This window comes from Delftia sp. WSY_16 (assembly GCF_043104415.1).
GTDB lineage: Bacteria > Pseudomonadota > Gammaproteobacteria > Burkholderiales > Burkholderiaceae_C > Comamonas > Comamonas tsuruhatensis.
In genome coordinates, this window is sequence record NZ_JBICKS010000018.1 from 181,131 (window position 1) to 203,613 (window position 22,483).

Annotated in this window: 21 protein-coding genes; 11 read left to right on the forward strand and 10 right to left on the reverse strand. The window is 67.4% G+C overall.

The window, feature by feature from the left end:
- Positions 1-48 precede the first annotated feature (48 nt).
- On the reverse strand, positions 49-924 hold the full coding sequence (gene xdhC / locus ACF8O7_RS09085; RefSeq protein ID WP_392443165.1) for a xanthine dehydrogenase accessory protein XdhC: 876 nt from the start codon (positions 922-924) through the stop codon (positions 49-51).
- Between the two features lie 130 nt (positions 925-1,054).
- Between xdhC and ACF8O7_RS09090 the strand changes: the two genes are divergently transcribed.
- Positions 1,055-1,543, forward strand: coding sequence for a hypothetical protein (locus ACF8O7_RS09090; protein ID WP_016449773.1), 489 nt, complete (start codon positions 1,055-1,057; stop codon positions 1,541-1,543).
- A gap of 3 nt (positions 1,544-1,546) precedes the next feature.
- Here the strand turns inward: ACF8O7_RS09090 and ACF8O7_RS09095 are convergent, their stop codons facing one another.
- Positions 1,547-1,936 carry a hypothetical protein gene (locus ACF8O7_RS09095; RefSeq protein WP_016449774.1) on the reverse strand — a complete coding sequence of 130 codons (390 nt, stop codon included), beginning with the start codon at positions 1,934-1,936 and terminating at the stop codon, positions 1,547-1,549.
- A gap of 93 nt (positions 1,937-2,029) precedes the next feature.
- Between ACF8O7_RS09095 and ACF8O7_RS09100 the strand changes: the two genes are divergently transcribed.
- Positions 2,030-2,359, forward strand: coding sequence for an Arc family DNA-binding protein (locus ACF8O7_RS09100; protein WP_016449775.1), 330 nt, complete (start codon positions 2,030-2,032; stop codon positions 2,357-2,359).
- A 65-nt stretch (positions 2,360-2,424) separates the two neighbouring features.
- On the opposite strand, the gene ACF8O7_RS09105 is transcribed toward ACF8O7_RS09100, so the two are convergent.
- Positions 2,425-3,009 (reverse strand): YSC84-related protein, encoded by a 585-nt coding sequence (locus ACF8O7_RS09105; RefSeq protein WP_016449776.1) that lies wholly within the window; start codon positions 3,007-3,009, stop codon positions 2,425-2,427.
- 318 nt (positions 3,010-3,327) lie between these two features.
- On the opposite strand from ACF8O7_RS09105, the gene ACF8O7_RS09110 reads away from it, so the two are divergent.
- Positions 3,328-3,717 carry a DoxX family protein gene (locus ACF8O7_RS09110; protein ID WP_016449777.1) on the forward strand — a complete coding sequence of 130 codons (390 nt, stop codon included), beginning with the start codon at positions 3,328-3,330 and terminating at the stop codon, positions 3,715-3,717.
- 110 nt (positions 3,718-3,827) lie between these two features.
- On the opposite strand, the gene uraH is transcribed toward ACF8O7_RS09110, so the two are convergent.
- On the reverse strand, positions 3,828-4,178 hold the full coding sequence (gene uraH, locus ACF8O7_RS09115; protein ID WP_012204044.1) for a hydroxyisourate hydrolase: 351 nt from the start codon (positions 4,176-4,178) through the stop codon (positions 3,828-3,830).
- A gap of 337 nt (positions 4,179-4,515) precedes the next feature.
- On the opposite strand from uraH, the gene ggt reads away from it, so the two are divergent.
- The gene (ggt, locus tag ACF8O7_RS09120; protein ID WP_016449779.1) at positions 4,516-6,336 is read left to right on the forward strand and encodes a gamma-glutamyltransferase; all 1,821 of its coding nucleotides are present in this window, start codon (positions 4,516-4,518) and stop codon (positions 6,334-6,336) included.
- A gap of 96 nt (positions 6,337-6,432) precedes the next feature.
- Here the strand turns inward: ggt and glxR are convergent, their stop codons facing one another.
- The 3 genes from glxR to gcl form a co-directional block, all read right to left on the reverse strand.
- On the reverse strand, positions 6,433-7,347 hold the full coding sequence (gene glxR, locus ACF8O7_RS09125; protein ID WP_016449780.1) for a 2-hydroxy-3-oxopropionate reductase: 915 nt from the start codon (positions 7,345-7,347) through the stop codon (positions 6,433-6,435).
- A 52-nt stretch (positions 7,348-7,399) separates the two neighbouring features.
- Positions 7,400-8,200 carry a hydroxypyruvate isomerase gene (gene hyi, locus ACF8O7_RS09130; protein WP_016449781.1) on the reverse strand — a complete coding sequence of 267 codons (801 nt, stop codon included), beginning with the start codon at positions 8,198-8,200 and terminating at the stop codon, positions 7,400-7,402.
- 115 nt (positions 8,201-8,315) lie between these two features.
- Positions 8,316-10,106, reverse strand: a complete 1,791-nt coding sequence (gene gcl / locus ACF8O7_RS09135; protein WP_016449782.1) for a glyoxylate carboligase — start codon at positions 10,104-10,106, stop codon at positions 8,316-8,318.
- Positions 10,107-10,226: 120 nt separating this feature from the next.
- Between gcl and ACF8O7_RS09140 the strand changes: the two genes are divergently transcribed.
- Entirely contained in the window at positions 10,227-11,144 is a 918-nt protein-coding gene (locus tag ACF8O7_RS09140; protein ID WP_016449783.1) for a LysR family transcriptional regulator, read from the forward strand.
- Between the two features lie 83 nt (positions 11,145-11,227).
- On the opposite strand, the gene ACF8O7_RS09145 is transcribed toward ACF8O7_RS09140, so the two are convergent.
- The 3 genes from ACF8O7_RS09145 to ACF8O7_RS09155 form a co-directional block, all read right to left on the reverse strand.
- Positions 11,228-12,550 carry a glycerate kinase gene (locus ACF8O7_RS09145; protein ID WP_016452625.1) on the reverse strand — a complete coding sequence of 441 codons (1,323 nt, stop codon included), beginning with the start codon at positions 12,548-12,550 and terminating at the stop codon, positions 11,228-11,230.
- A 104-nt stretch (positions 12,551-12,654) separates the two neighbouring features.
- Positions 12,655-13,632: a tripartite tricarboxylate transporter substrate binding protein gene (locus tag ACF8O7_RS09150; protein ID WP_126312413.1), complete on the reverse strand. Its 978-nt coding sequence runs from the start codon at positions 13,630-13,632 to the stop codon at positions 12,655-12,657.
- Positions 13,633-13,684: 52 nt separating this feature from the next.
- Positions 13,685-14,791, reverse strand: coding sequence for a tartrate dehydrogenase (locus ACF8O7_RS09155; protein ID WP_061288956.1), 1,107 nt, complete (start codon positions 14,789-14,791; stop codon positions 13,685-13,687).
- Between the two features lie 124 nt (positions 14,792-14,915).
- On the opposite strand from ACF8O7_RS09155, the gene ACF8O7_RS09160 reads away from it, so the two are divergent.
- The 6 genes from ACF8O7_RS09160 (at position 14,916) to ACF8O7_RS09185 (ending at position 22,460) form a co-directional block, all read left to right on the forward strand.
- Complete coding sequence (locus ACF8O7_RS09160) at positions 14,916-15,839, forward strand: LysR family transcriptional regulator (protein ID WP_016449787.1); 924 nt, start codon at positions 14,916-14,918, stop codon at positions 15,837-15,839.
- An 86-nt stretch (positions 15,840-15,925) separates the two neighbouring features.
- Complete coding sequence (locus ACF8O7_RS09165) at positions 15,926-16,603, forward strand: GntR family transcriptional regulator (protein ID WP_012204034.1); 678 nt, start codon at positions 15,926-15,928, stop codon at positions 16,601-16,603.
- Positions 16,600-17,556, forward strand: coding sequence for an allantoinase PuuE (gene puuE, locus ACF8O7_RS09170; RefSeq protein WP_016452629.1), 957 nt, complete (start codon positions 16,600-16,602; stop codon positions 17,554-17,556). The genes ACF8O7_RS09165 and puuE overlap by 4 nt, the downstream gene beginning before the upstream one ends.
- A 6-nt stretch (positions 17,557-17,562) precedes the next feature.
- Positions 17,563-19,338, forward strand: a complete 1,776-nt coding sequence (gene uraD / locus ACF8O7_RS09175; protein ID WP_016452630.1) for a 2-oxo-4-hydroxy-4-carboxy-5-ureidoimidazoline decarboxylase — start codon at positions 17,563-17,565, stop codon at positions 19,336-19,338.
- Positions 19,335-20,627 carry a M20 family metallopeptidase gene (locus ACF8O7_RS09180; RefSeq protein ID WP_392443170.1) on the forward strand — a complete coding sequence of 431 codons (1,293 nt, stop codon included), beginning with the start codon at positions 19,335-19,337 and terminating at the stop codon, positions 20,625-20,627. The genes uraD and ACF8O7_RS09180 overlap by 4 nt, the downstream gene beginning before the upstream one ends.
- A 345-nt stretch (positions 20,628-20,972) precedes the next feature.
- Positions 20,973-22,460, forward strand: coding sequence for a nucleobase:cation symporter-2 family protein (locus ACF8O7_RS09185; RefSeq protein WP_013803717.1), 1,488 nt, complete (start codon positions 20,973-20,975; stop codon positions 22,458-22,460).
- Positions 22,461-22,483 lie beyond the last annotated feature (23 nt).

Below are 22,483 nucleotides of genomic sequence, written 5' to 3' on the forward strand. Positions count from 1 at the left end.
GTGTATGCAATTTTTCGCCAGCCCATCGGCTTGCGCAGCATCAATTCACTAGAGATTTCCCTGATTCCGCGTAGGCGCGGCGCTGCGCCGCTGCAGAAGCTGCGCCGCCACGGCCACCGCGATCACCTCGGGCTCCTTGCCCTTGATGCCGGGCACGCCGATGGGGCATGTCACATGGTCCAGCTCGGCATCGCTGAAGCCGCGCTCGCGCAGGCGGCGCCGGAAGGTGGCCCATTTGGTGGCGCTGCCGATCAGGCCCACATAGGGCAGGTCGCCGTGCTGGCGCTGGCGGCTCAGGCACTGGGCGACCACCTCCAGGTCCTCGGCATGGCTGAAGCTCATGATCAGCACCTGGGAGCCTGCAGGCAGATCGGCCACGGCCGATTGCACGGGGTCTGAATACTCGCACTGCACGAGTTCGTGCTCCTCCTCGGGGAAGACCGAATCGCGGCTGTCCACCCACATCACGCGGTAGGGAAGATTGCACAGCAGGCGCACCAGCGCATGGCCGACGTGGCCTGCACCGAACAGGGCCACGCAGTCGCGCGGCGGCTGCAGCCGCTCGCGCAGCATGTCCATGCGGCCCTGGGGCACCAGCACGAACCTCAGCATCACCACGCCGCCGCAGCACTGGCCCAGGCTGGGGCCCAGCGGATAGCGGTGCTGGTGCTCGGTGGCGACCTGGCCGCCCTGGCTACCCTGCTCGCCAAGCATTGCCCAGCCGCGCAGCAGGCTGCGGGCCCTGTCGATGGCATCGAACTCCAGGTGCCCGCCGCCGATGGTGCCGGCCACGCGGTCGGCGAACACCGCCATCCAGGCGCCGCGCTCGCGCGGCACGGAGCCTCGCGAGTCCATCACTTCGACCCAGCACAGCGGCCCCTGCGCAAGGCCCTGCTCGACTTTGTTGAACGTGTCACTCCACATGGGCGCACCTGACAGCCCGTCGTGGCGCCTGCGGGCTTCGTTGGAATTTGTTGCGGGATTGTCCGCTGCGGCACTTGAGTTTTGCGCTCCGACTGCCGGTGCCGCAGTGTTTCAGGATACGCTCGCAATCATGCCCGATTCCCCTGATTCCACGCAGCACAGTTCCGTGCAAAAGCCACGTTCCGGCCGCCCCTGGCTGTGGGCCGGCCTGATGGCCGCCATTGCCTCCCTGGTCACGGCCTGCAAGTCCCCGCCCGGCCCCGGCCCGCGCCCCGACGACGTCAGCTCCAGCGCACAGCTGCAGTACCGCAAGGTGGCCGCCAACCATCTGTACGCGCGCAATGCCGATCGCATCTACAAGGGCCAGTTGCCGCCCATGCTCTACGCGATCGGCGTGCTCCAGGTCCAGATCGACCGCAACGGCCAGGTCCAGCGCCTGCACTGGATGCGCGCGCCCGGCCATGCCCCCGAGGTGGTGAGCGAGATCGAGCGCCTGGTGCGCGCCGCCGCGCCCTTCCCCGCTCCTGCCGGCGCCGCCCGCATCACCTATACCGATACCTGGCTCTGGGACAAGTCCGGCCGCTTCCAGCTCGACACGCTGACCGAGGGCCAGCTCTGAGCCTCAGGCCGCTGCGCACGGCTGGCCGTCGGCGAAGCTTCGGGCGCTTCTGAGCAAGCAGGTCACGGCATAGAGCACCAGGTCGTCCGGTGCGTCATCGTTCACGCGATCGATGACCTCGATGGCATAGCCCAGGTCCTGCGACAGCTGCGGCAGCACGCCTGCCGAGCGGCCGCCGGCCTGCAGGCCGGCCACCGCTTGGTCGGCGCTGGCGTGGTAGCCACGCAGCAAATCACGCGCGGCACACACCATGGCCGAGCCGGCGCGTTCGGCATGCAGCTCCAGCACGCCCAGGGCCGCTCCCATATGGCACAACGCATCCACCGCCAGCACCTCCTGGTGCTGCGGTGAGGGTTCCTGATGGCTGTGGCCCGATTGCTTCACTGTCTTCATGGCATCCCTTGCGCGGGACCGTGCTGGTCCCAAAGCAACAATACCTATCAGGTCCCTTGCAGTCAATACCTTTCCGGTCCATGATTGCCGGCGATGAAACAGACCGATCCTCAGTACAAGCTGCGCCTGCCGCAGGAACTCAAGGACCTCGTCGAGGAGGCAGCCAAGCGCACCGGCCGTTCCATGAACGCCGAAGTCGTGGCCCGGCTGCAGACCACGTTCGAGGCCCCCCTGCTGGGCCGCCTGTCGGCCTCGACGGACCCTTCGCTGGAATGCGAAGAGCCCGTGAGCATCTACGACATCAAGATGAGCGCCGAAGCCGTGGAGCGCATCGAAAAGCGCCTGGAACGCATAGAGCAGGCCGTGCTCGCGCCCGCTGCGCCGCAATCCGCCAGTGAAGACGGCGCAACCGGCGGCGCCTGATCCGCCCGCACAAAAGAAAACCGGCCCGCAGGCCGGTTTCGTTCAAAGGCCCCTCAGGGCCGGGATCATTCGACCACCTTGGTGATCTTCGAGCCCTGCAGCGACACGCCGGCTTCCAGGCCCGCGTTGGTCAGCACGTAGCTGGTGACGGGGCCCTGGGCGGTCGTGGTGTCCACGCTGCCATTGGCGCCCACCTTGCCTGCGGCCACCGTGGCATCGGCGCCCACGGACCAGCCGTCGCTGGCCAGGAACTTGTCCAGCGCTTCCTGGGTGTTGAACACATAGATCACAGCCTTGGACTGGCCGCCTGCCTGCCAGCCCACCGAGGCGCCCGTGGTGCTGTAGAAGCCCTTGTTCTGGCCGCCGACGCGCAGCACGCCGCGGCCATGCTCCACACCGATGACGAAACTGCCGCCGATCACCGAGGGGAAGATCAGCACGCCCTTGGAGCGGGCCACCATTTCCTTGGAGCCCGGCGCCGTCTGGTACAGCCGCTCCAGCGCAGCGTTGGCGCGCGCATTGACGGTGGTGGAATCAGCACGCGGCGCGGACTGGGTTTCCGGCTTGGTGGTGGTGCAGCCGACCATGGCCACGCTGCCGGCCGCCAGTGCAGTGGCCATCACGACGGTACGCAAAGAAAACTGACGCATGGGAAAACCTGCCTTTCTTGATTGGACGTTTTGGGGAGACCCCATCGGTTCATTGGATTGATCACCTTGCCTCCCGGTCCCGGGCACCCCTACCAGTGCTCGCAAACCGCTTCGGAGACAGGCTGGGGACGATGCTAGGCCGCTTTGCGGTACTTGTGATGAGACATGTCACAAGTTGCGCCATAGGACTACAGGCCCGCAGGAAATGTCTGAAAATCCCGTTCCGGGCCGCCACAGCCGACACCGAAAGCCCGCTGATGCCAGAATGCACCCACAGCAACACCCGGCCCACCGGGCCCATCCACATCGAGGGAGTTCATGAAGTTCTGGAGCCACTTTCACCATCCCCAGGCAGCCATGGTGCTGTTGCGCGTCACGCTTGCGGTCCTGCTGCTTTTTCATGGCTGGGCCAAGATCCGCTACGGCATAGGCAGCATCGAGCGCATGGTGGAGTCCGCGGGCGCGCCGGGCTGGCTGGCCTATGCGGTGTATCTGGGTGAGGTGGTGGCGCCGCTGCTGCTGCTGGTGGGCCTGTGGGTGGTGCCCGCGGCGCTGGTGATTGCGGTCAACATGATCGTGGCCTTCGCGCTGGTGCACACGGGCCAGGTGATGCAGCTGCACAGCTCGGGAGGCTGGGCGCTGGAGCTGCAGGCCTTCTTCTTCATCTCGGCCCTGGTCGTGGCCATGGGGCATTCCAAGGGCAAGTAGGCCGCACGCTTGCTGGAGATGCAAAAGCAACGGCCCGCAATGCGGGCCGTTCGTCATTTCAGGTTTCACTCCAGGCCATCCCCCGACAGCCTGCGCCTGCAGTCCAGGGCTCAGGAGCCCCGGTACGTCGAATAGCTCCAGGGGCTGACCAGCAGGGGCACATGGTAATGCTGGTCGGCATGGGCCACGCCGAAGTCCAGGCTCACCTTGTTGAGGAAGTTGGGCTCGGGCAGTTGCACGCCACGGGCCTTGAAGTAGGCCGCCACGTCGAAGGTCAGCCGGTAGGTGCCGGTCCTGAGGCTGTTGTTGTCGAACAGCGGCGCATCGGTGCGGCCGTCGTGGTTGAGCACCAGGCTCTTGATCAGCGTGGCCTGGTCGCCATCGGTGGAATACAGCGCGACAGCCATGCCGGCTGCGGGGCAGCCATTCATGGTGTCGAGGACGTGGGTGCTCAGGCCCATGGAAATCTCCTGTGAAGCGGGAGCTGGCCCGCCCGGTTGTCATTGGTTGGTCGATGCACGAAGCGCGGCGCGCGACAGCACTCGCGGCCCCCTCGTGCATTCGCAAAGTGTATACAGTTTTTGTACGCCCTTGAAGTGCGCCATGCAGCTCGAGCCTAGGCAGATACCCGCACTTTCGGCGTCGGTAGCGGCCCGTGGGCAGGCCTGCAACGCCATGCTTCTACACTGTGGTCCGCCGCCGCCCCGGCTGCAGGCCCTGCGGCCATCGCATACCGGGCGGCAAAGGACTTTCGCTCATTTCAACGGTTCCACTGTTTCATCTGCCAAGGAGATACCGATGCCATTTCGCTCCCCCTTGCTGGCAACCAGCCTGGCGCTGGCCATTGCCAGCCTGGCCGCCTGCAGCAGCACACAGCCGCCCGCGGCCTCGGCGCCGCCAGCGCCGGTGGCCGCAGCACCTGCACCGGCGGCAGCGCCCATCACGCAAAGCAATGCGGCCCAGGCGGCCAGTGCGGCCTATGACTTCGACATGGATGTATTCCATCCCGTCGTGGCCAGGAACGGCATGGTGTCCAGCGAGCAGGAGCTGGCCTCGCGCATCGGCCTGCAGATCCTGAAGTCGGGCGGCAATGCGGTGGATGCCGCCGTGGCCATGGGCTTTGCGCTGGCGGTGGCCCTGCCCAATGCCGGCAACATCGGCGGCGGCGGTTTCATGATCGTGCACGACGCCAAGAGCGGCAAGAACATTGCGCTGGACTTCCGCGAGGTCGCACCCTCCAAGGCTACGCGGGACATGTACGTGGGCGCGGACGGCAAGGTCATCGACGGCAAGTCGCTGTACACCCACTACGCCGTGGGCGTGCCCGGCACCGTGGCCGGCATGGAGCATGCATTGAAGAAATGGGGCTCTCTGCCGCTGTCCACGGTGATTGCGCCATCCGTGAAGCTGGCCGACAAGGGCTTTACGGTCAGCGAGACCCTGGCCAAGATCCTGGAGCAGGAAAAGAAGAACATGGGCCAGTGGCCCGCCACCCAGGCCATCTTCTGGCGCAACGGCGAACCCCTCAAGCGCGGCGACCGCCTGGTGCAAAAGGACCTGGCGCAGTCGCTGCGCCTGATCGGGCAGCAGGGCTCCAAGGTGTTCTACGAAGGCGCCATTGCCCGCAAGCTCGCGGCCGAGATGGCGCCGCATGCGGGCGCCCTGTCGCTGCAGGATCTCAAGAACTACAAGGTGGTCGAGCGCGAGCCCGTGCGCGGCACCTATCGCGGATATGAGATCGTGACCATGCCACCCCCGTCCTCCGGCGGCGCCCACCTGATCCAGATCCTCAACATGATGGAACGCTGGCCCATGAACCAGTGGGGCGCCAACAGCGCACAGAGCATCCACTACATGGCCGAAGGCATGAAGCTGGCCTATGCCGACCGGGCCGAATACCTGGGCGACCCGGACTTCGTGACCGTGCCGCTCAAGGGCCTGACGTCCAAGCGCTACGCCGAGGCGCTGGCCGCCGGCATCGACCCCTACCAGGCGCGCGCCGGCAAGGACATCAAGCCCGGCAAGCCCCAGCCCTATGAGAGCGACCAGACCACGCACTACTCCGTGGTGGACAGGATGGGCAACGCCGTGGCCGTGACCTATACGCTGAACACCAACTTCGGCAGCGGCATCGTGGCCAAGGGCACGGGCATCCTGCTCAACAACGAGATGGACGACTTCTCTGCCAAGCCCGGCGTGGCCAACGCCTACGGCCTGGTCGGCGGCGATGCCAATGCGGTGGCCGCAGGCAAACGCCCGCTGTCGTCCATGACGCCCACCATGGTGCTCAAGGACGGCAAGCCCGTGCTGGTCACCGGCAGCCCCGGCGGCGCGCGCATCATCACCACCGTGCTGCAGACCGTGGTCAATACCATCGACTTCGGCATGAACCCGGCCGAGGCCGCCGCCACGCCGCGCTTTCACCACCAGTGGACGCCCGACGAGCTGCGCGTGGAAAAGGGCATCAGCCCCGACACCGTGGCCCTGCTCAAGTCGCGCGGCCACAACGTTGCCGTGAAGGCATCCATGGGCCGCACGCAGACCATCCAGCTGCGCGACGGCATGCTCTACGGCGCCTCCGACCCGCGCAACCCCGACGGGCAGACACTGGGCTATTGAAGCAAGAAAAAGCCGCGCCCGTTGCCGAGCGCGGCTTTTCACAACAGGGCGGCGCAAGGCCGCCCTCCCACCAATCGCGTTGTCAGTTGCGCGGCATCAGGCCGGGACCTTCTGGCCGACCTCGAAGTTGGCCTGGATCTCCAGCGCACGCACCATGCCCGAGTGGTCCCAGTTCGCGCCGCCGTGGGCCACGCAGCTGTTGAACAGCTCCTGGGCCTGGGCGGTGTTGGGCAGGGACACACCGAGCTGGCGCGCGCTGCTCAGGGCCAGGTTCAGGTCCTTCTGGTGCAGCGAGATGCGGAAGCCCGGGTCGAACGTGCGCTTGATCATGCGCTCGGCATGCACTTCCAGGATCTTGGACGAGGCAAAGCCGCCCAGCAGCGCCTCGCGCACGCGGGCCGGGTCGGCGCCGGCGCGCGATGCGAACAGCAGGGCCTCTGCCACCGCCTCGATGTTCAGCGCCACGATGATCTGGTTGGCCACCTTGGCGGTCTGGCCGTCGCCATTGCCGCCCACCAGGGTGATGTTCTTGCCCATGCGCTCGAACAGCGGCTTGACGCGCGCGAACACGTCCTCGGGGCCGCCGACCATGATGGACAGCGTGGCGTTCTTGGCGCCCACCTCGCCGCCGGAGACCGGCGCATCCAGGTACTGGGCGCCGATGGCCTCGATGCGGCGAGCGAAGTCCTTGGTGGCCACGGGCGAGATGGAGCTCATGTCCACCACCACCTTGCCGCTGCTGCCCTTGAGGCCGGCGGCCACGCCGTCCTCGCCGAACAGCACCTTCTCGACATCGGGCGTGTCGGGCAGCATCAGGAAGATGATGTCGGCCCGCTCGGCCACGCCGCGCGCGGTGGTGCACTGGGTGGCGCTGCTCTCGGCGATCTGCGCCGGGATCTTGCCCAGGGTGTTCACGAAGAGCTGGTGGCCAGCCGCCAGAAGGTGGCCTGCCATGGGCGCGCCCATGATGCCCAGGCCCACGAAACCGAGCTTGAGAGAGGATGCATTCATGCTGTGTACTCCTTGTCGTTTTTGAAAAGCTGAGAAAAAACTCCGGCGGCGCTCAGGCGGCGACTGCCGTGCGCACGCTGGTGTGGGCGTCCAGCCAGCCCAGGCCCGATTCGGTATCGCGCGCAGGTTTGTACTCGCAGCCCACCCAGCCCTGGTAGCCGATGCGGTCCAGGTGCGCGAAGAGGAAGGGGTAGTTGATCTCGCCCGTGCCCGGCTCGTTGCGGCCCGGGTTGTCGGCCAGCTGCACGTGGCCGATGCGCGCCAGGTGCTTTTGCAGCGTGGCCGCCAGTTCGCCCTCGGTGCGCTGCGCGTGGTAGATGTCGTACTGCACGAAGGCATTGGGCGCGCCCACCTCGTCGAGGATGGACAGGGCCTCGTCCGTGCGGTTCAGATAGAAGCCGGGAATGTCGAAGGGGTTGATGGGCTCGATCAGCAGGCGCAGATTGGCCGCGCTCAGCGCCGATGCGGCAAAGCGCAGGTTGTCCACGAAGGTGCGGCGCAGCAGCGCGGCATCGGCACCGGCAGGCGCCTTGCCGGCCAGGCAGTTGAGCTGGGGCACGCCCAGCGCATGGCCATAGGTCACGGCCTTGGCCACGCCGGCGCGGAACTCGTCCACGCGGTCGGGGTGGCAGGCAATGCCGCGCTCGCCCGCATCCCAGTCGCCGGCAGGCAGGTTGTGCAGCACGATCTGCAGGCCGTGGGCGTCGACGCGCTCCTTGATCTCCTGGACCGTATGGGCGTAGGGAAACAGGAATTCCACGGCCTCGAAGCCGGCGCGCGCCGCGCGCTCGAAACGGTCGAGGAAGGGCACCTCGGTGAACAGCATGCTGAGGTTGGCAGCAAAACGGGGCATGTCAGAAGTCTCCGGTTGTCGTTTGGTGGGTTGGGAGCGGCAGGGCACGCAGGGTGCCCCGCCGATAGAAAAAGCAGTGCAGTGCAATGCCGTGCGATGTGCCGTGGCGGGCCGGTCAATCCAGCAGTGCAAGCGCGCTGGGCACGTCGGCAGGCGCTGCGGCCAGGTCCTCGAACTCGATCACGTTGTCGATCTCGGCACCCATGGAGATGTTGGTCACGCGCTCCAGGATGACCTCGACGACGACCGGCGTGCGGTGCTCGGCCATCCAGGCCTCGGCCTGCTGCATGGCGGGCGCGAAGTCCTCGGGACGGTGCACGCGGATCGCCTTGCAGCCCAGGCCCTCGACCACCTTGACGTGGTCCACGCCGTAGCCCTTGGACTCTTCCTTGTCGTCGACATTGATGTTGTCGAAGGCCAGCTGCACGCAGTAGTCGATGGAGAAGGCGCGCTGCGCCTGGCGGATCAGGCCCAGGTAGCTGTTGTTGACCAGCACATGGATGTAGGGCAGCTTGAACTGCGCCCCCACGGCCAGCTCCTCGATCATGAACTGGAAGTCATAGTCGCCCGACAGCGCCACGATCTTGCGGGCCGGGTCGGCCACGCGCACACCCAGGGCGGCCGGCACGGTCCAGCCCAGCGGGCCGGCCTGGCCGCAGTTGATCCAGTTGCGCGGCTTGTAGACATGCAGGAACTGCGCGCCGGCAATCTGAGACAGGCCGATGGTGGAGACGTAGCAGGTGTCCTTGTCCAGGCTGCGGTTCATGCACTGGTAGACACGCTGCGGCTTCATGGGCACGTTGTCGAAATTGGTCTTGCGCAGGTACTCCACATTGTTCTTGCGGGCCTGGCATTCGGCCACCCAGCCGCTGCGGTCCTTCAGGCGGCCAGCCGCCTTCCACTCGCGCGCCACCTCCACGAAAAGCTGCAACGCCGCGCCGGCATCCGAGACGATGCCGTAGTCGGGCGCGAACACGCGGCCGATCTGCGTGGGCTCGATGTCCACGTGCACGAACTTGCGGCCCTTGGTGTAGACCTCGACCGAGCCCGTGTGGCGGTTGGCCCAGCGGTTGCCGATGCCCAGCACGAAGTCGGAGGCCAGCATGGTGGCATTGCCGTAGCGGTGGCTGGTCTGCAGGCCGCACATGCCGGCCATCAGGCGGTGGTCGTCAGGGATGGTGCCCCAGCCCATCAGCGTGGGGATCACGGGTACGTCCAGCAGCTCGGCGAACTCCACCAGCAGCTCGGACGCATCGGCGTTGATCACGCCGCCGCCCGACACCAGCAGCGGACGCTCGGACTCGTTGAGCATGGCGATGGCCTTTTCCACCTGCTTGCGCGTGGCGGCAGGCTTGTAGACAGGCAGGGGCTCGTAGGTATCGATGTCGAACTCGATCTCGGCCAGCTGCACGTCGATGGGCAGGTCGATCAGCACGGGGCCGGGGCGGCCCGAGCGCATCAGGTGGAAGGCCTGCTGGAAGGCGCGCGGCACCTGGGCCGGCTCCAGCACCGTGGTGGCCCACTTGGTCACGGTCTTGGCGATGGAGGCAATGTCCACGGCCTGGAAATCTTCCTTGTGCAGACGCGAGCGCGGCGCCTGGCCCGTGATGCACAGGATCGGAATCGAATCCGCGCTGGCCGAGTACAGGCCCGTGATCATGTCCGTGCCGGCCGGGCCGCTGGTGCCGATGCACACGCCGATGTTGCCGGCCACGGCGCGGGTGTAGCCCTCGGCCATGTGGCTTGCGCCTTCGACGTGGCGCGCCAGGATATGGCCTATGCCGCCATGGTCCTTGAGCGCTGCGTACAGCGGGTTGATGGCGGCACCGGGAACGCCGAATGCGACGGTGACGCCTTCTTTTTCCAGCACGCGGACTGCGGCTTCGATTGCTTTCATTTTCGCCATGGAGGTCTCCTTCAAACTGGAGACAACTCTAGGCAGACGGGCCTGTTGGCGGAACGCCTGCACAGACCATAAAATTTATTCCGTGCAGGAATAACTATCAATGAAAAAGGAGACAGCACCATGGACAGACTCGATGCCATGCACATGTTCGTGCGCGTGGTGGAGACCGGCAGCTTCACCAAGGTCGCGCACGAGTTCGCCACCACCCAGCCCACGGTGACCAAGCAGGTCGCGGCCATGGAGACGCGCCTGAAGGTGCGCCTGCTCAACCGCAACACGCGTGGCGTGAGCCTGACCGAAGCGGGCGCGCTGTACTACGAGAAATGCAAGACCATCGTCAACGACGTGGCCGAGGCGGACAAGGTGGTGCAGGTGCGACAGACCCAGGTGCAGGGCCAGCTGCGCATCGGCAGCTCGGTGGCCTTCGGCCGGCGCGTGCTGATCCCGCTGGCGCTGGAGTTCATGACGCACAACCCCCAGGTGCAGATCGACCTGAGCTTCGAGGACCGCTACACCGACCTGGTGGCCAACGGCATCGACGTGGCCCTGCGCCTGGGCAAGCTGGCCGACTCCAGCCTGGGCGCACGCACCCTGGGCGTGAACCCCTGGGTGCTGGTGGCCTCGCCCGCCTACCTGCGCAAGCGCGGCACGCCGCGCCGCCCCTCGGACCTCAAGGAGCACGCCACGCTGATCTACAGCAGCGTGCAGGGCAACGACCTCTGGCGCCTGCGCAACGCCAGCGGCGAGCCCGTGTCCGTGCCCGTCACCGGCCGCCTGCGCTCCAACAACCTCTCGGCCCTGCTGGCGGCCTCACGCTCGCACATGGGCATCGCCGCCCTGCCCCGCTACGTGGCCCACGACTCGCTGCAGGCCGGCCGCGTGGTCGAAGTCCTCAAGACCTGCCGCCTGCCCGAGCAGGAAATCCACGCCGTCTACCCCTCGCCGCGCCTTGTGCCGCAGAAGGTGCAGTCCTTCATCGCCTTCCTGCAGGGGCGGTTCGATGCCGAATGGTGGGAGACGCTGCCGCGCGGGGCGTGAGCGCCTGAAGCAAGCGGGCCTGAAACAAGTGGCCGGGCGCACGTCCCGGCCTCGAAAAACAACCACCCGGCAGGGACAAAAACCTAGAGAACCAGAATCGCCCGGAAGTCATTCACGTTGGTATGCGTGGGCCCGGTCACCACCAGATCCCCCAGCGCATCAAAGAACCCATACGCATCATTGCGGTCCAGGTACTCGGCAATCCGCATGCCCTGGGCCTGGGCCCGCGCCAGGGTATCCGGCGACACGCGCGCTCCCGCGTTGTCTTCCACGCCATCGATGCCATCGGTATCGGCCGCCAGCGCCCAGACCTTCTCCTGCCCCTGCAGGGCCTGGGCCAGGCCCATGCAGAACTCGCCCGCGCGGCCGCCGCGTCCCTTGGGCGTGCCGGCCGGGCGCTGCCGGATGGTGACCGTGGTCTCGCCGCCGGACAGGATCACGCAGGGCTTTGCAAACGGCTGGCCGTGGCGGGACACGGCGCGCGCCAGGGCGGCGTGGACCTTGGCGACTTCGCGCGATTCGCCCTCGATCTCGTCGGACAGCACATGGGCGCGCAGGCCTGCGGCCTCGGCCACGCGTGCGGCCGCCTCCAGCGAGTGCTGGGGCGTGGCGATCATGTGGACCTCGTGGCCGTCGAAGCGCGCGTCGCCGGGCTTGGGGGTTTCCAGCTCGCCTGCCTCCAGCGCGCGGCGCACGGATTCGGGCACGTCGATGCGGTAGCGCGCGAGGATGGCCAGCGCGTCGGCGCAGCTGCTGGCATCGGGCACGGTGGGGCCGCTGGCGATGATGGAGGGGTCGTCGCCCGGCACGTCGCTGATGGTCAGCGTGACCACGCGCGCGGGCGCGCAGGCCGCGCCCAGGCGCCCGCCCTTGATGCGCGACAGGTGCTTGCGCACGCAGTTCATCTCGCCGATGGCGGCGCCGCTTTCCAGCAGGGCGCGGTTGATGCGCTGCTTTTCCTCCAGGTCGATGCCTTCGGCCGGCAGGGTCAGCAGGGCCGAGCCGCCGCCCGAGATCAGGCACAGCACGAGGTCGTCCTCGGTCAGCCCTTCGGTCAGCGCGAGGATGCGTTCGGCGGCGTCCAGGCCTGCCGCATCGGGCACGGGGTGGGCGGCCTCGACCACCTCGATGCGCTGCGCCAGCCCTTCGGGGCGCGGCGGGATGTGGCCGTAGCGTGTGACCACGAGGCCGGACAGCGGCGCGTCCGCCGGCCACAGCGCCTCCAGCGCCTGGGCCATGGAGCCGCCGGCCTTGCCCGCGCCCAGCACCAGGGTGCGGCCCTTGGGAGGCTTTGGCAGGCATTGGGCCATGCTGTACAGGGGCTGCGCATCCTTGACCGCAGCGCGGTAGAGGTCGAGCAGAAAGGCTTGGGGATCGGTGAGGTGCAGGTCCGTGGTGCTGGTCATGGTGTGTTGTCTCCGCCGGGCATTATGGAATTTCCTGCACCGGCGGTGGCATGCGGTCAAGTCACAACTGATTCGCCCGGCCTCGTTCCTCGCGCCAACTCAACTCAATCCAGGGCCACCTTGGCGTCCTTGACCAGCCTGGCGAAGCGGTCGGTGTCGTCGCGGATCTGGCGCGCCATCTGCTCAGGCGATCCGCCGATGGGCTCGGCGCCGATCTCTTCCATCTTCCTGCGGAACTGCGGGGACTCGATGATGCGGTTCATGTCCGCGCCCAGCCGCGCCAGTACCTCGCGGGGCGTGGCGGCCGGTGCCAGCACGCCGAACCAGGTGCCCATGTCGAAGCCCTTGAGCCCGGCCTCGTCCAGCGTGGGCACATCGGGCAGGGCCACCGAGCGCCGGGCCGTGGTCACGGCCAGCGCGCGCAGCTTGCCGGCCTTGATGTGGGGCAGCACAGGCGTGACGGTATCGAAGGACATGGCGATTTGCCCGCCCAGCAGGTCCGTGGTCAGCGGCCCGCTGCCCTTGTAGGGCACGTGCAGCAGCTGCACGCCGCCCATGGACTCGAACTGCGCGCCGATCAGGTGCTGGCCCGTGCCCGCGCCGTTGGAGCCATAGGCCAGCTTGCCGGGCTGGGCCCGGGCCTGGGCCAGCAGCTCCTGCACGGTTTTGGCGGGCACCTGCGGATGGACCACCAGCACATTGGGGACCACGGCCACCACGGTGATGGGCGCCAGGTCCTTCTGGAAGTCATAGCCCAGCCTGCGGTAGACGCTGGTGGCAATGGTGTGGTGCACGGCGCCCATGAGCAGGGTGTAGCCGTCAGGTTTCGCCTTGGCCACATGGTCGGCGCCCAGGGTGGCGCCCGCGCCGGGGCGGTTTTCCACGACCACGGGCTGGCCCAGACTCTTGGACAGCTCCTGGCCCAGCGCGCGCGCCAGCACATCGGTGGTGCCGCCTGCGGGAAACGGCACGATGAGGTTGACGGGGCGCGCCGGCCAGGCCTGGGCCCAGACAGCTGGGATGGTGGCAGGAATGGCGGCGGCCAGCGCGCACGCTGCGGCAACCCTGGTGATGCGGTTCATGGCTTGTCTCCTGTCTGTTCTTTTGTGGGTTATCGGACCATGCAGCGCGCGCTCAGGCAGGCACGGGCTCGGCCTGGGTCTCGGCGGTCTGCGCGCGCAGCCGTGCGCAGACCGCGTCGGTGACCTGCCGCGTGGTGGCCTTGCCGCCCAGGTCGCGCGTGTGCAGCGCGGCATCGGCGGTCACCTGCTCCACGGCCTGCATCAGCCGCTGCGCGGCACGGTGCTCGCCCAGGTGCTCCAGCAGCATCACGCAGCTCCAGAAGGTTCCCACGGGATTGGCCAGGCCCTGGCCCATGATGTCGAAGGCCGATCCGTGGATGGGCTCGAACATGCTGGGGTAGCGGCGCTCCGGATCGATGTTGCCCGTGGGCGCAATGCCCAGGCTGCCGGCCAGCGCGGCCGCCAGATCGCTGAGGATGTCGGCATGCAGGTTGGTGGCAACCAGGGTGTCCAGCGAGGCCGGGCGGTTGACCATGCGCGCCGTGGCTGCGTCCACCAGTTCCTTGTCCCAGCGCACGTCGGGAAACTCGGCGGCCACCTGCACCGCGATCTCGTCCCACATCACCATGGCATGGCGCTGGGCGTTGGACTTGGTGATCACCGTCAGCAGCTTGCGCGGCCGCGACTGCGCCAGGCGGAAGGCGAAGCGCATGATGCGCTCCACGCCCGCGCGGGTCATCATGCTCACGTCGGTGGCCACCTCGATGGGATGGCCCTGGTGGGCGCGGCCGCCCACGCCCGCGTATTCGCCTTCGGAGTTCTCGCGCACGATGACCCAGTCCAGGTCCTCGCGTGCGCAGCGCTTGAGCGGCGCATCGATGCCGGGCAGGATGCGCGTGGGCCGCACATTGGCGTACTGATCGAACCCCTGGCAGATCTTCAGGCGCAGCCCCCACAGCGTGACATGGTCGGGAATGTGCGGGTCGCCGGCCGAGCCGAACAGGATGGCGTCCTGGCCGCGCAGCGCGTCCAGCCCGTCGGCCGGCATCATCTCGCCGTGCGCGCGGTACCAGTCGCCGCCCCAGCCGAAACTGGTGAAGGCAAAGCCCAGGCCGGGCTGGGTTTCGGCCAGCGCCTGCAGCACCTCCTGCCCTGCGGGCACCACTTCCTTGCCGATGCCATCGCCGGGAATGCAGGCGATGCGGTATGTCTTTGTCATGAGGGCTCCTTGGATTGCGGTGGATGAAGCGCCATGCGGTTCCATGGCCTTGTCCGTGAATCTATCGATGGAACAACGCCGCGCGCGCCTCTAGAGTGATGGCATCGTTCACTTTGATTCAACAATGAGCACTCCCGTCTCGGCGCCATCGGAGATGGCCTTCTTCTGCCTGCTGGCCCGCAGCGCCAGCCTGTCGGCCACGGCCCGCGAGCTGGGCATCACCACGCCGGCGGCCAGCAAGCGCCTGTCCCAGATGGAGGCGCGGCTGGGCGTGCAGTTGGTCAGCCGCACGACGCGGCGCCTGGGCCTGACCGATGAGGGCCAGACCTACCTGGCCCATGCGCGGCGCATCCTGGACGACATTGCCGCCATGGAGCAGGCCGTGGCCGGCATGCCCGGGCAGCCGCAGGGCCTGCTGCGCATCAATGCCACGCTGGGATTCGGGCGCAGCCATATCGCGCCGCTGATCGCCAGCTTCGTGCGCAGGCACCCGCAGATCCAGGTGCAGCTGCAGCTGTCGGCCTCGCCGCCGCCCCTGGTCGATGACAGCTTCGACCTGTGCATACGCTTTGGCGAGCCGCCGGACGCGCGCGTCATCGCGCGGCGCCTGGCGCCCAACCGGCGGCTGCTGTGCGCGTCTGCCGCCTACCTGGCGCGGCGCGGCACGCCGGCCACCCCGCGCGAGCTGATGCAGCACGACTGCATCGACATCCGCCAGGGCGACGACGCCCACGGCGTCTGGCGCTTCACCCACAACGGCCCCGGCCGCAAGACCGAAGCCATCCGCCTGCGCGACAGCCTGAGCACCAACGATGGCGAGATCGCCGTGGGCTGGGCCCTGGCCGGCCTGGGCATCGTCATGCGGGCCGAATGGGATATCGCCCGCTACCTGCGCAGCGGCCGCCTGGTGCAGGTGCTGGCCGACCATGCCACGGCACCGGCCGACATCCATGTGGTCTATCCGCAGCGGCATGCGGCAACCCAGCGCGTGCAGCGCTTTGTGGAGCACCTGGCACGGCACTTCGATACGGCCGCGCCCGGTTTCTGAAAAGGGATGCCGTATGCGGGGAAACGCCAATAAGCAGTAGACAGAAACTGTATACAACTCTTGTGGCCAGCCGCTATGATGGCCGGATGGAGACTTCCACCACCAGTTTCATTGTCGAGAGCCTGACCCGGGCCATCGTCGAACACCGTCTTCTGCCCGGCACCAAGCTGGCCGAGCAGAAATTGGCAGACCATTTCGGCGTCTCGCGCACCCTGGTGCGCCAGGCGCTGTTCCAGCTGTCGCAAAACCGCCTGATCCGGCTCGAACCCGCGCGCGGGGCCTTCGTAGCCACGCCCTCGGTGGACGAGGCGCGCCAGGTCTTCGCCGTGCGCCGCATGCTCGAGGCCGAGATGGTGCGCGCCTTCATCGCCCAGAGCACGCCGGCCAAGATCCGCGCGCTGCGGCAGCACGTGGCGGCCGAGAAAAAGGCCATGGACGGCAACGACGTCGGCCAGCGCACCGAGCTGCTGGGCGACTTCCACGTGCGCATGGCCGAACTCATGGGCAACGAGGTGCTGGCCCAGCTGCTGGGCGAGCTGATCTCGCGCTGCGCGCTGATCACGCTGATGTACCAGTCCAGCACGGCCGCCGAGCATTCCCATGACGAGCATGCCGAAATCGTCACTGCCCTGGCCGGCGGCGACGCCGACCACGCCGTGCAGCTCATGCAGCAGCACCTGGACCACGTGGAAGCCGGCCTGACCTTCGACCGCGACATGCCGACCAGCGATCTTTCGATGGCCCTTTCCTCCGTATCCGCATGACCTACGACGCCACTGCCCCCTATCCCCGCGACCTGATCGGCTACGGTCGCACGCCCCCGCACGCCCGCTGGCCCGGCCAGGCCCGCGTGGCCGTGCAGTTCGTCCTCAACTACGAAGAGGGCGGCGAGAACTGCGTGCTGCATGGCGATGCCGCCAGCGAGCAGTTCCTGTCCGAAATGTTCAATCCGGCCGCCTACCCCGAACGCCACATGAGCATGGAAGGCATCTACGAGTACGGCTCGCGCGCCGGTGTCTGGCGCATCCTGCGCGAGTTCGAGAAGCGCGGCCTGCCGCTGACCGTGTTCGGTGTGGCCACGGCCCTGCAAAAGCACCGCGAACTGGCCGCCGCCTTCCACGAGCTGGGCCATGAAGTGGCCTGCCACGGCCTCAAGTGGATCCACTACCAGAACATTCCCGCCGAGGTCGAGCGCGAGCACATGCGCCAGTGCATGGAGATCTTCGGCGAGCTGTATGGTCACGATGGCGACCACGGCCTGGGCTGGTACACGGGCCGCGACAGCCCCAACACCCACCGCCTGGTGGCCGACGACGGCCGCTTCGCCTATGACAGCGACTACTACGGCGACGACCTGCCCTTCTGGATGAAGGTCGGCAAGAGCGACGGCAGCACCCGCAGCCAGCTCATCGTGCCCTACACGCTGGACTGCAACGACATGCGCTTCGCCCTGCCCCAGGGCTACTCGCACGCCGACCCGTTCTTCCAATACCTGAAGGACACGTTCGACGCCCTCTACGCCGAGGGCGATCCGGCCGGCGATGACTCCCCCAAGATGATGAGCATTGGCATGCACTGCCGCCTGCTGGGCCGCCCCGGCCGCATCACGGCACTGCAGCGCTTTCTGGACCACATTCAGCGGCACGACAAGGTCTGGGTCTGCCGCCGCATCGACCTCGCGCGCCACTGGGCGCACCACCATCCCGACAAGGAATAACGCAGCATGGCTCTGACGCTGGAACAACTCAATGCCGCCGACCTGGCCACCGCCACCGGTCTGCTCGACGGCCTGTACGAACACTCGCCCTGGATTGCCGAGGCCGCGCTGGCCCAGCGCCCCTTCCGCTCGCTGGCACAGATCAAGTACGCCATGGCCCAGGTGCTGGACAAGGCGCCGGTGCAGGCCAAGCTCGACCTGATCCGCGCCCACCCGGAGCTGGCCGGCAAGGCCATGGAGACCAACACGCTCACGGCCGAATCCACCAACGAGCAGAACAAGGCCGGCCTGACCCGCTGCACGCCCGAGGAGCTGGAGCACATCCGCAAGCTCAACGCCGAGTACGGCAAGCGCTTCGGCTTTCCCTTCATCCTGGCCGTGCGCGGTCCGCGCGGCGCGGGCCTGGCCAAGGCCGAGATCATCGAGACCTTCGAGCGCCGCCTGCACAACCATCCCGACTTCGAGCTGGGCGAGGCGCTGCGCAACATCCACCGCATTGCCGAAATCCGCCTGAACGACAAGTTCGGCTACACGCCCGAGCTGGGCAACGATGTCTGGGACTGGCAGGAAAAGCTGGCCCAGCACAGCGACCCCGGCTATGCCGAAAAGGGCCAGCTCACCGTCACCTACCTCACCGATGCCCACCGCGCCTGCGCCCAGCGCATCAGCCACTGGATGCGCGACTGCGGCTTCGACGAGGTAGAGATCGACGCCGTGGGCAACGTCGTGGGCCGCTACAAGGCGGCCACCGACGATGCCAAGACCCTGCTGACCGGCAGCCACTACGACACCGTGCGCAACGGCGGCAAGTACGACGGCCGCCTGGGCATCTTCGTGCCCATGGCCTGCGTGCGCGAGCTGCACCGCCAGGGCAGGCGCCTGCCGTTCCACATCGAGGTCGTGGGCTTTGCGGAAGAGGAAGGCCAGCGCTACAAGGCCACCTTCCTGGGCTCGGGCGCGCTGATCGGCGACTTCAGGCAGGAATGGCTGGAGCAAAAGGATGCCGACGGCATCACCCTGCGCGAGGCCATGCAGCATGCCGGCCTGTGCATTGACGACATTCCGAAGCTGCAGCGCGATCCGGCCCGCTACCTGGGCTTCATCGAGGTGCACATCGAACAGGGCCCGGTGCTCAACGAGCTGGACATCCCGCTGGGCATCGTCACCTCCATCAACGGCAGCGCGCGCTACATCTGCGAGATGATCGGCATGGCCAGCCACGCCGGCACCACGCCCATGGACCGCCGCCGCGATGCCGCCTGCGGCGTGGCCGAGCTGGCGCTGTACATCGAAAAGCGCGCCGCGCGCGACGGCACCTCGGTGGCCACCATGGGCCAGCTCAATGTGCCCAGCGGCTCGGTCAACGTGGTTCCCGGCCGCTGCCAGTTCAGCCTGGACCTGCGCGCGCCCACCAACGAGCAGCGCGACGCCATGGTGGCCGACATCCTGGCCGAGATCGAGGCCATCGCCCAGCGCCGTGGCCTGCGCTACAGCACCGAGCTGGCCATGAAGGCCGCCGCCGCTCCCAGCGCCCCCGAATGGCAGCAGCGCTGGGAAGCCGCCGTGGACGCCCTGGGCGTGCCCCTGTACCGCATGCCCAGCGGCGCCGGCCACGACGCCATGAAGCTGCATGAAATCATGCCCCAGGCCATGCTGTTCGTACGCGGCCTGAACGCCGGCATCAGCCACAACCCGCTGGAAAGCTCCACCGCCGACGACATGCAACTGTCCGTCGATGCCTTCTCCCACGTACTGAACCAACTGGCCCAAGAGCAGCAATGACCAACATGAACCAAGACAAGCAAGCCACCTACGCCGCCCTGGACGCCTGGATCGACCAGCATTTCGATGAAGAGGTGCAATTCCTGCAGGCCCTGGTCCAGGTTCCGACCGACACCCCGCCCGGCAACAACGCCCCCCACGCCGAGCGCACGGCCGAGCTGCTCAAGACCTTCGGCTACGAGGCCGAGAAGCACACCGTGCCCGAGGCCGAGGTCAAGGCCTACGGCATGGAATCCATCACCAACCTGATCGTGCGCCGCCCCTACGGCAGCGCAGGTGACGCCGGCGGCGGCCTGACCATTGCGCTGAACGCCCACGGCGACGTGGTGCCGCCCGGCGAGGGCTGGACCCAGGACCCCTATGGCGCCGCCATCGAGGACGGCAAGCTCTATGGCCGCGCCGCCGCCGTGAGCAAGAGCGACTTCGCCACCTTCACCTACGCCGTGCGTGCGCTCGAAGCCGTGGCCAAGCCCTCCAAGGGCGCGGTGGAACTGCACTTCACCTACGACGAGGAATTCGGCGGCATCCTGGGCCCCGGCTGGCTGCTGGCCAACAACCTCACCAAGCCCGATCTCATGGTCGCGGCCGGCTTCAGCTACGAAGTCGTCACCGCCCACAACGGCTGCCTGCAGATGGAAGTGACCGTGCAGGGCAAGATGGCGCACGCCGCCGTGCCCCACACGGGCGTGGACGCGCTGCAGGCCGCCGTGGTGCTGATGAATGCGCTGTACGCCGAGAACACCAAGTACCAGCAGGTGACCTCCAAGGTGCCGGGCATCAAGCACCCCTACCTGAACATCGGCCGCATCGAAGGCGGCACCAACACCAACGTGGTGCCCGGCAAGGTCGTGCTCAAGATCGACCGCCGCATGATCCCCGAGGAGAACCCGGCCGAGGTCGAGGCCAGCATCCGCGCCGTCATCGCCCAGGCCATTGCCGACTTCAACGCCAAGGGCGGCTACACGGGCGAGGATGCCGTGCGCGTGGACATCAAGCGCCTGCTGCTGGCCAATGCCATGACGCCGCTGGCGGGCAACAAGCCCCTGGTGGACGCCATCCAGGCCCATGGCGAAGCCGTGTTCGGCGAAAAGCCTCCGGCCGTGGGCACGCCGCTGTACACCGACGTGCGCCTGTACGTGGAGCGCGGCATTCCCGGCGTGATCTACGGCGCCGGCCCGCGCACCGTGCTGGAGTCCCACGCCAAGCGCGCCGACGAGCGCCTGGTGCTGGAGGACCTGCGCCGTGCCACCAAGGTCATTGCACGCATGCTGTGCGACCTGACCGCCTGACGGCCCGCATCAAGGCCTGACACCCAAGCCCGGCGCCGCCGGGCTTTTTTGCGCCCGGGCACCGCATCGGGGCGCATGCACCGCCGCAGCCCATGCCGTGCGCCCGAACCACGCCCAAGCCGCGCGGTAGCTGCCGCCAGGCGGCTGGCATCCATCTTGCAATGCACCATGGCACTCCCGCCCTGGCAGGCGATGCGCACCAAAACGGGTTGGCGCGACTGCCGCAACAGGGTTTACCGGGAGCAGAAATTTCCCATGATCTGTATACACTTTTTGTATGGATGTTGGTGCCAAACCCTGCCACGCCGGCGTCCGTTCCCATAAATCCCGAGGAGACAAATCCCCATGCAATCTTCCGTTCATCCCGTCGATGAGATGCTGCCCGCAGGCAAGCTCACGGCGCTGGGCCTGCAGCACGTTCTCGTGATGTATGCGGGCGCCGTGGCCGTGCCCCTGATCGTCGGCCGCGCACTCAACCTGCCGCCCGAGCAGGTGGCCCACCTGATCTCGGCCGACCTGTTTTGCTGCGGCCTGATCACGCTGATCCAGGCCATGGGCGCGACCCAGTGGTTCGGCATCAAGCTGCCCGTGATGATGGGCGTGACCTTCGCCAGCGTGGCGCCCATGGTGTCCATGGCGCAGAGCACGGGCGGCTCGGCGGGGGCGGGGCTGATCTTCGGCTCGGTGATCGGGGCGGGGATCGTGTCCATCCTCATCGCCCCGCTGATCAGCCGCATGCTGCGCTTTTTCCCGCCCGTGGTGACCGGCACCATCATTGCCGTCATCGGCATCAGCCTGATGCGCGTGGGCGTGAACTGGATCTTCGGCAACCCCGTCGGCCCCACCGCTCCCAGCGTGCCCAACCCCGAGCACCTGAAATGGCTGGCCGACGCCCAGGCCACGGCCGGCGCGCCGGGCTCCTCGCTGCCGCCCGTGCCCAAGGGTTTCGCGGTCGTGCCCACCATTCCCAACCCCAAGTACGGCGACCTGACCGGCGTGGGCATCTCGGCCATCGTGCTGCTGTCCATCCTGCTGATCGCGCGCTTTGCCAAGGGCTTCCTGGCCAACGTCTCGGTGCTCATGGGCATCCTGATCGGCGGCGTGCTGTCCGTGGCCATGGGCCTGATGGACTTCAGCAAGGTCGCCAAGGCCGAATGGTTCACGATGGTGCTGCCCTTCGAGATCGCCACGCCGGTGTTCGACCCCATCCTCATCCTCACCATGAGCCTGGTGATGGTGGTGGTGATGATCGAGTCCACCGGCATGTTCCTGGCCCTGGGCGACATGACCGATCGCAAGATCAGCCAGGACGAGCTGACGCGCGGCCTGCGCACCGACGGCCTGGGCACGCTGATCGGCGGCATCTTCAACACCTTCCCCTACACCAGCTTCTCGCAGAACGTGGGCCTGGTCGCCGTCACCGGCGTCAAGAGCCGCTGGGTCTGCGTGGCCGGCGGCGTGATCCTGATCGTGTTGGGCGTGCTGCCCAAGATGGGCGCCCTGGTCGAGTCCCTGCCCACCGTGGTGCTGGGCGGTGCGGGCCTGGTGATGTTCGGCATGGTGGCCTCCACCGGCATCCGCATCCTGAGCAACGTGGATTTCCAGACCAACCGCAACAACGCCATGATCGTCGCCGTGTCCATCGGCGTGGGCATGATTCCGCTGGTGGCGCCGAATTTCCGCCAATGGATGCCCCACGGCATTCATCCGTTGATCGAATCCGGTATCCTGCTGGCCTCGATTACCGCGGTGGCATTGAACATTTTCTTCAACGGAGCCAGCAGCGACACCTCTGCTGCCGTCCGGGCCGCACGCCAGGCAGACGCCCACTGATGAAACAGTGCCCGCCCTGGCGG

Coding starts and splice junctions, on each gene's coding strand:
- ACF8O7_RS09105 (WP_016449776.1), bottom strand. CDS start 3,009: ATGCGTCAGTTTTCTTTGCGTACCGTCGTGATGGCCACTGCACTGGCG.
- ACF8O7_RS09090 (WP_016449773.1), top strand. CDS start 1,055: ATGCCCGATTCCCCTGATTCCACGCAGCACAGTTCCGTGCAAAAGCCA.
- ACF8O7_RS09180 (WP_392443170.1), top strand. CDS start 19,335: ATGACCAACATGAACCAAGACAAGCAAGCCACCTACGCCGCCCTGGAC.
- ACF8O7_RS09110 (WP_016449777.1), top strand. CDS start 3,328: ATGAAGTTCTGGAGCCACTTTCACCATCCCCAGGCAGCCATGGTGCTG.
- uraH (WP_012204044.1), bottom strand. CDS start 4,178: ATGGGCCTGAGCACCCACGTCCTCGACACCATGAATGGCTGCCCCGCA.
- gcl (WP_016449782.1), bottom strand. CDS start 10,106: ATGGCGAAAATGAAAGCAATCGAAGCCGCAGTCCGCGTGCTGGAAAAA.
- glxR (WP_016449780.1), bottom strand. CDS start 7,347: ATGAATGCATCCTCTCTCAAGCTCGGTTTCGTGGGCCTGGGCATCATG.
- ACF8O7_RS09145 (WP_016452625.1), bottom strand. CDS start 12,550: ATGACCAGCACCACGGACCTGCACCTCACCGATCCCCAAGCCTTTCTG.
- xdhC (WP_392443165.1), bottom strand. CDS start 924: ATGTGGAGTGACACGTTCAACAAAGTCGAGCAGGGCCTTGCGCAGGGG.
- ACF8O7_RS09140 (WP_016449783.1), top strand. CDS start 10,227: ATGGACAGACTCGATGCCATGCACATGTTCGTGCGCGTGGTGGAGACC.
- ACF8O7_RS09150 (WP_126312413.1), bottom strand. CDS start 13,632: ATGAACCGCATCACCAGGGTTGCCGCAGCGTGCGCGCTGGCCGCCGCC.
- ggt (WP_016449779.1), top strand. CDS start 4,516: ATGCCATTTCGCTCCCCCTTGCTGGCAACCAGCCTGGCGCTGGCCATT.
- ACF8O7_RS09165 (WP_012204034.1), top strand. CDS start 15,926: ATGGAGACTTCCACCACCAGTTTCATTGTCGAGAGCCTGACCCGGGCC.
- uraD (WP_016452630.1), top strand. CDS start 17,563: ATGGCTCTGACGCTGGAACAACTCAATGCCGCCGACCTGGCCACCGCC.
- puuE (WP_016452629.1), top strand. CDS start 16,600: ATGACCTACGACGCCACTGCCCCCTATCCCCGCGACCTGATCGGCTAC.
- hyi (WP_016449781.1), bottom strand. CDS start 8,200: ATGCCCCGTTTTGCTGCCAACCTCAGCATGCTGTTCACCGAGGTGCCC.
- ACF8O7_RS09185 (WP_013803717.1), top strand. CDS start 20,973: ATGCAATCTTCCGTTCATCCCGTCGATGAGATGCTGCCCGCAGGCAAG.
- ACF8O7_RS09100 (WP_016449775.1), top strand. CDS start 2,030: ATGAAACAGACCGATCCTCAGTACAAGCTGCGCCTGCCGCAGGAACTC.
- ACF8O7_RS09160 (WP_016449787.1), top strand. CDS start 14,916: ATGAGCACTCCCGTCTCGGCGCCATCGGAGATGGCCTTCTTCTGCCTG.
- ACF8O7_RS09155 (WP_061288956.1), bottom strand. CDS start 14,791: ATGACAAAGACATACCGCATCGCCTGCATTCCCGGCGATGGCATCGGC.
- ACF8O7_RS09095 (WP_016449774.1), bottom strand. CDS start 1,936: ATGAAGACAGTGAAGCAATCGGGCCACAGCCATCAGGAACCCTCACCG.